This window comes from bacterium, from assembly GCA_035370465.1.
Classification (GTDB): Bacteria; Ratteibacteria; UBA8468; order B48-G9; family JAFGKM01; genus JAGGVW01.
The window spans coordinates 1-6,594 of the sequence record DAOOVW010000067.1; the positions used below are offsets into that span (position 1 = coordinate 1).

Below are 6,594 nucleotides of genomic sequence, written 5' to 3' on the forward strand. Positions count from 1 at the left end.
AAGGGTGAGGGGGGTATTAATTTCTATTATACATTTGATGTAAAAACAGTATGAATATCATAATGCCTAAAAATATGGGAATTTAGGTCAAAGTAAAAATTGAGGTGCGAGGGGAGGGAAAAGTTTATCCGCCAATTACTATGGCGGAAACCCTCATGGGGTTGCTCTCGCTCTTGGGCTATTCCTTACTCATAAGTTTCCCCTTGATTAAACCGACTAAAGTTGCTTCCCTTGTTTCTCATAGTTGATGCTTGTTTTCCCCCTTTGACAAACCGACTAAAGTAGCAAAGTTTAGCACACAGAGTTGGTGCCGTAATGTATTTCAATAGGCACAACGGGGTAGGGGGATTTAGAAATCCACCCCCGCCCTCCTTTGTCAAAGGAGGGAGCAATCGGAGAAAAAAGGTGGAAAGAAGGGGATTTGAAGGGGGATTTAGGATTAAAAGCCATCCCATCCTTCCTTTTTAAAAGGAAGGAGAATAATGAACAAAATAGGATAAAAGGGAATCTCTTTATACAAGAGGATTTTAGAAGATGTGGGTAAGGGATAGGGTGTATACCATACGGGCGAGCATTTCCTAACGATACCCCCAAAACGAAAAGCGATGGAAAACAACTTTTTCCCGTTCCCTTTTTATCCCCTGAGTGTTCTTTTAATTAGGTGCGAGGAGAGGGAGTTGAACCCTCACGGGATAAACCCACTGGATCCTAAGTCCAGCGCGTCTGCCATTCCGCCACCCTCGCTCTTGTTCTTTCTAATAGAAATTTATCATTAAAAATTATATGGTTTTTCTCTTTATTTTTCAACTTAACCTTTTTAAAAAATTTTTACAGAGTTGGAAATTTATAATATAATTTCAGTATGGGAATAATAATTTTTATATTTGGACTTATTTTCGGTAGTTTTGCTAATGTATGTATTTATAGATTACCAAAAGGAAAATCAATTATAACACCGGGTTCTTTTTGTCCTAATTGTAAAAAAAGTATTTTGTGGTATGATAACATCCCTCTTTTAAGTTATATAATTCTAAAAGGGAAATGTAGATATTGTGGAGAAAAAATTTCTCAAAGGTATTTTATTGTTGAACTTTTAACTGGAATTTTATTTCTTCTAAACTATAATGTTTTTGGATTAACTTCTTCCTTTTTTATTTATACACTTTTTATTTTTTCTCTTATTATAATTAGTTTTATTGATATTGAAACATTTTTGATTTCAGATGTTATTGTAATACCATGTATTTTTCTGGGGCTTCTTTTTTCTTCTTTTTTCCCGATGATGCATCATTTTTCTGGAAAGTTAGAAGGACTTTTGTATTCACTTGAAGGACTTATACTTGGGGTCGGCTTACTTCTTTTTATTGCTTTTGCAGGTAAAATTGCTTTCAAAAAAGATGCAATGGGGGGAGGGGATATTAAACTTCTTGGTATGATTGGTGCTTTTCTTGGCTGGAAATGTGTTTTTCTTACAATATTTTTTTCTTCTCTTCTTGGGACTATAATAAGTTTAGTTTTAATTGGTTTAAAGAAGAAAAAAATTGATGATTATATCCCATTTGGTCCTTATCTTGGTCTGGGTGCAGTTATAAGTTTGTTTTTTAAAGGGCATGATTTTCTTGGATTCTTTATAAATTAAAAAAATGAGTTATCCAAGTTTTGAAATTGTAAAGGAGTTTTTTACAATATTTGATTTCTTCATTATTGAAAAAGAAGATGTTATTTTTGTGAAAAATTTAAGGGTTGAAAAAGAAGATATTAAAAACTTTATTTTAAAAAAAGAAGATATTTCAAAAATAGAGCAGGCAATTGTAAAACCAATCGCATGGCATACTCAAAAATTTACTCCTTCTGTTTTAAATAAATTTCCTGAAATATTTGATTTTTTTAAACCCGATTTTTTAAAAGATGAAAATTTCAGAAAAATACTTGTAATTCCTGGCTTACCTTCAACTGAGAATTTAAAAAAGAAAAGTATAGAAATAATAAATGACAAAGGAATAGACAATATTATTCTTTTTCCAACTGTAATTTCATCTCTTGTGGAAAAAATAAATTCAAGAAAAGTTTATTTATCATTTACAAATGAGATATTAAGAATTTTAAAGTTTTATGATTTCTTTTCAGAAACAATGGAACTACCTTTCAAGAAGAAATGAAAATAACCTTAAATACATCACTTTTAGAAATACCCTCAGTTGGAGAAAAAAAATATAAACTATTTAAAAAATTAAATATTTTTACAGTTGAGGACTTACTTTTTTATTTCCCAAGAAAATATATTGATTTAAGAAACATTAAAAAAATATATCAAATTCAACCCGGTGATATTGTAACTATAAAAGGAAATGTTATTGCAGTAGAAGAAAAAAGGAGATGGGGAAGAATACCTTATCTAAAAGTTGCTATTAGTGATGGAACTGGTATTTTATATCTTGTTTTTTTCAATCAGACATATTTAAAGAATATATTTAAGGCAGGAGAAAAATTTTTTATATATGGTGGAGTTGAGAAATTTAATAACCAGTTGGAAATTGTTTCACCCTTTTATGAAAAAGAAGAAAATGGAAAAATTGACTATATTTTACCTGTTTATCCTCTTACAGAAGGGTTGTCACAGCGATATTTAAGGAAAATTTTAAAATTTTTATTGGAAAATCTATTGGAATATCCACCTGAATTTTTACCAATTTATGAAAGGCAAAAATATGGTTTTTCAAATATAAAACATGCTCTTAAAAATATACATTTCCCTTTTTCTGAAATAAACCTTCAAAAAAGCAGGAGTTATTTAATTTTTAGAGAATTTTTCATCTTACAATTAAATTTATTATGGAAGAAAAATATTGAACAGAATATTATAAAAGAAAAACTTCCTGATATAAAAATAGATGAAAAAATAATAGATATTTTTCAGGCAAAAATTCCTTTTAAACTTACAAAAGGGCAAATAGATGTTATTGGGGATATTATAAATGATTTAAAAAAGGAAAAACTTATAAGAAGGTTAATACATGGTGAAGTTGGTTCAGGTAAAACTGTAATTGCAATTTTTGCCTTATGGTTTTTTGCTCGTTCAGGATATCAGGCAATTTTACTTGCTCCCACAGAAATTCTTGCTGAACAACATTATCTTAACTGGCAGGAATTTTTTTTAATGCAGGACATAAATGTTTCACTTCTTGTGGGGCAGTTATCAGAAAAAGAAAAAGAAGAAATGAGAGAGAAAATAAAGAGTGGGGAAATTCAAGTTGTTATTGGAACACACGCTTTATTAAGTGAAAAAGTGGAGTTTAAGAATTTAAGAATGGTAGTTATTGATGAACAACACAAATTTGGGGTTGAACAGAGAGAAATTTTAAAGCAGAAAGGCGAAGTAGTTCATCATATTGTTATGAGTGCAACTCCCATACCGAGAAGTGTTGCACTAACAATTTATGGTGATATGGATTTTTCTACACTCGGTGATTTACCAAAAGGCAGAAGAGATGTTATTACATATCTCTTCCATGAGAAAGAAAAAAACAAAATATATTCTTTTATTGAATATCAAAATAAAAAACGAGAAAAAGGGTTTATTATAACTCCTTCAATAAAAGAAAATGAGGATATAAAATCAGCAGAAGAAGAATATGAAAAAATAAGAAATATTTTACCGGATGTGAAAGTTGGACTTATACATGGCAAATTATCTCAGGAAGAAAAAGAAAAAACAATGCAAATGTTCAGAAATGGGCAATTACAACTTCTTGTTGCTACAACTGTTGTTGAATCAGGAATAGATGTTCCAGAGGCAAGTTTTATAATTGTAGAACAGGCAGAAAGGTTTGGACTTGCTCAACTTCACCAATTGAGAGGAAGAGTTGGCAGAAGTGGCAACACCGGTTATTGTTTTCTTGTTGTTTATACTGACAATAAAGAAATTATTGAACGAATTGAAAGTTTTATTGAGGCAGAAAGTGGATTTGAAATTGCAGAAATTGACCTTAAATTAAGAGGTCCTGGGGATTTACTAGGAACAAGACAACATGGTATTCTGCCTTTGAAAATAGGTGATATAATGAAAGATATGGAATTATTAAAAATTGCAAGAAAGAAAGTTGAAGAAATACTTTCTGATGACCCAAAACTTGAAAAAGAAAAAAATAAAATTATAAGGACTTTTATAAATGTATAAAGAAATTGCAGTAGTTATTCCTGCTTACAATGAAGAAAAAAAGATAGGTGAAGTTGTAAAAGAGGCAAAAAAATTATTTGAAAAAGTTATTGTTATAAATGATGGTTCAACTGATAAAACAGAGGAAATTGCAAAAAACCAAGGAGCAATTGTTATTTCTCATAGTAAATGTATGGGAAAAGGGACGGCTTTGAAAACTGCTTTTTCATATATTATTTCTGAAGGCATACCTGCTTTTATAACAATAGATGGTGATGGACAACACTTAATTTCTGATTCAGAAAATTTTATTGAAAAATATAAAAAAATAAAAAGAGGGGGAATTTTTATAGGGAAAAGAAAGATGGTTTCTACAAAAATGTCTTTTTTAAGAAGAATTACAAATACTTCAATGTCTCTTTTAATTTCTCTGTTGTCTTTTCAATGGATACCGGATACTCAATGTGGATACCGCCTTATAAAAAAAGATGTGATTGAAAAAGTAAAACTTATAACATCCCATTATGAAACAGAATCAGAACTCTTGATTAAAGCATCGTGGAAGGGATTTAGAATAGTTTCTGTTCCGATTACAACCGTTTATAGAGATGAAAAGAGCAAAATTAAACCAGGCAGAGATACATTAAGATTTTTTAAAATGATTTTAGTAATAATTTTCCCGCAATTATCAAAGTAAAATTATGGAAGAAAAAATAAATTTTGAGATTTTAAGAAAACAGATGGTTGAAACACAACTTATTCCACGCGGTATAAAAGACAGAAAAGTTATTGATGCTTTTTTAAAAGTACCAAGAGAAAAATTTGTCCCTGACGATATAAAGAAATTTGCCTATGATGATACTCCACTTCCTATTGGAGAAGGACAAACAATAAGTCAGCCATACATTGTTGCTCTTATGACATCCTTACTTGAAGTTAAAGATGGCGAAAAAATACTTGAAATAGGTACAGGCAGTGGCTATCAAACAGCAATTTTATGTGAAATTGGTTGTGATGTATATTCAGTTGAGAAAATTCCAGCACTTGCAATGAGAGCAAAAAACATATTACAGCAATTAAATTATAAAGTTAAAATAACAATAGGAGACGGAACATTGGGTTGGGAAGAATATGCTCCGTATGATGGAATAATTGTAACAGCGGGTGGACCTAAAATTCCAGAAGCATTACTTTCACAGTTAAATGAAAATGGAAAACTTGTTATGCCAGTTGGAGATATTTTTTCACAGGATCTTATAAGAGTAAAAAAATCAAAAGGCAAATTTATTAAAGAAAACTTTGGTGCCTGTCAGTTTGTTCCTCTAAAAGGGGAAAATGGCTGGCAGGAATAATTAAAAAGAGGCACAAGAAGAAATCCATTGTAAATTTAAAATTAAAAACGAAAAATGTAAAATTATAACTCAAAATTTAAATTAGATGTCTACATTATTTCCAGATAATTTTTTTTATGTCTTTATTATTTGTAAGTTTTTTTATCAATTCTTCTACTAATTTTTCTCTATTATATCTTAAAATGAAAGTAAAAGAAGAAATTTTATTTTCTATGTCTCTTTCAAAAGAAATTGATAGAATTTTCATCTGAAAATTTTTTAAAAGTGTCTTTAATTCAGATAGCGTTTTTTCGTTTTCCTGACTTACTACAATTGTTAAAGTGCTATAAATATCAGGTAAAATTTTATGCTCAATTATTTTTAAAGCATAAAGGATAAAAAGGGAAAAAAATGTTGTGAAAAGAGAAATAGTATATAAACCACAACCAACTGCAAGTCCAATACTTGTAACCACCCACAAACATGCAGCAGTTGTAAGTCCTCTAATCCTTTTTGTATCTTTAATTATTGCTCCTGCTCCAAGAAAGCCAATGCCTGTAACAACTCCATAAGCAATACGAGCAGGGTCAATACTCAATATTGGACTTTCAACATTTGAGAAGACATTATAAACATTGAAAGAAGAAATTAAAATTGTGGTTACTCCTATTCCTACAAGAAACATTGTTCTTAAACCCGCTTCTCTTCCATGTTTTTCTCTTTCAAATCCAATAATACCACTCAAAACGCCAGATAGAAAAATTCTAAAAATTTCTTCCCCAATAGTTATGTTCATAACTTAATTATATCAATTCTTTCAGATAGTTCAAATAAATTTGAAAAAGAATTATAAAAGGTTATAATGAAGGTAGTGTCAAAAAACAGATGAAAGGGAGATGAAATTCCCCCTCACCCTTACCCTCTCCCCAAAGGGGAGAGGGAAGAAAGAAAAAAGGGAGAGGCAGAAAGAGGATGGAGTTCCTTCTCCCCGCGGGGGAGAAGGTGAAGATGAGCGGGGATTGTCTTTCCTTCTCCCCAGCGGGGAGAAGATAGATGAGGGGGGAGAGGGATATAAAGACATATAAAAACCTTAAAAGACAAAGAAAG

General features: G+C 30.5%; 7 protein-coding genes and 1 tRNA gene. 5 read left to right on the forward strand and 3 right to left on the reverse strand.

Annotated features, from left to right (window positions below):
- Nucleotides 1-662: 662 nt before the first annotated feature.
- Nucleotides 663-744: transfer RNA gene (locus tag PLW95_07600), tRNA-Leu, on the reverse strand.
- 118 nt (nucleotides 745-862) lie between these two features.
- Between PLW95_07600 and PLW95_07605 the strand changes: the two genes are divergently transcribed.
- Genes PLW95_07605 through PLW95_07625 form a run of 5 tightly spaced genes read left to right on the forward strand, consistent with a single transcriptional unit; the run spans nucleotide 863 to nucleotide 5,508 of the window.
- Nucleotides 863-1,639, forward strand: coding sequence for a prepilin peptidase (locus tag PLW95_07605; protein ID HOV22519.1), 777 nt, complete (start codon nucleotides 863-865; stop codon nucleotides 1,637-1,639).
- A gap of 4 nt (nucleotides 1,640-1,643) precedes the next feature.
- A complete protein-coding gene (locus PLW95_07610; protein HOV22520.1) occupies nucleotides 1,644-2,159 on the forward strand; it encodes a hypothetical protein in 516 nt (171 codons plus the stop codon).
- Nucleotides 2,156-4,177: an ATP-dependent DNA helicase RecG gene (gene recG / locus PLW95_07615; protein ID HOV22521.1), complete on the forward strand. Its 2,022-nt coding sequence runs from the start codon at nucleotides 2,156-2,158 to the stop codon at nucleotides 4,175-4,177. The genes PLW95_07610 and recG overlap by 4 nt, the downstream gene beginning before the upstream one ends.
- Nucleotides 4,170-4,853: a glycosyltransferase family 2 protein gene (locus PLW95_07620; GenBank protein HOV22522.1), complete on the forward strand. Its 684-nt coding sequence runs from the start codon at nucleotides 4,170-4,172 to the stop codon at nucleotides 4,851-4,853. Before recG ends, PLW95_07620 begins: the two co-directional genes overlap by 8 nt.
- 16 nt (nucleotides 4,854-4,869) lie before the next feature.
- Nucleotides 4,870-5,508: a protein-L-isoaspartate(D-aspartate) O-methyltransferase gene (locus PLW95_07625; GenBank protein ID HOV22523.1), complete on the forward strand. Its 639-nt coding sequence runs from the start codon at nucleotides 4,870-4,872 to the stop codon at nucleotides 5,506-5,508.
- Between the two features lie 94 nt (nucleotides 5,509-5,602).
- On the opposite strand, the gene PLW95_07630 is transcribed toward PLW95_07625, so the two are convergent.
- Both PLW95_07630 and PLW95_07635 read right to left on the reverse strand, forming a co-directional pair.
- A complete protein-coding gene (locus PLW95_07630; GenBank protein HOV22524.1) occupies nucleotides 5,603-6,283 on the reverse strand; it encodes an MgtC/SapB family protein in 681 nt (226 codons plus the stop codon).
- A gap of 61 nt (nucleotides 6,284-6,344) precedes the next feature.
- The coding region (locus PLW95_07635) for a hypothetical protein (GenBank protein HOV22525.1) at nucleotides 6,345-6,594 on the reverse strand (250 nt) is incomplete at its 5' end.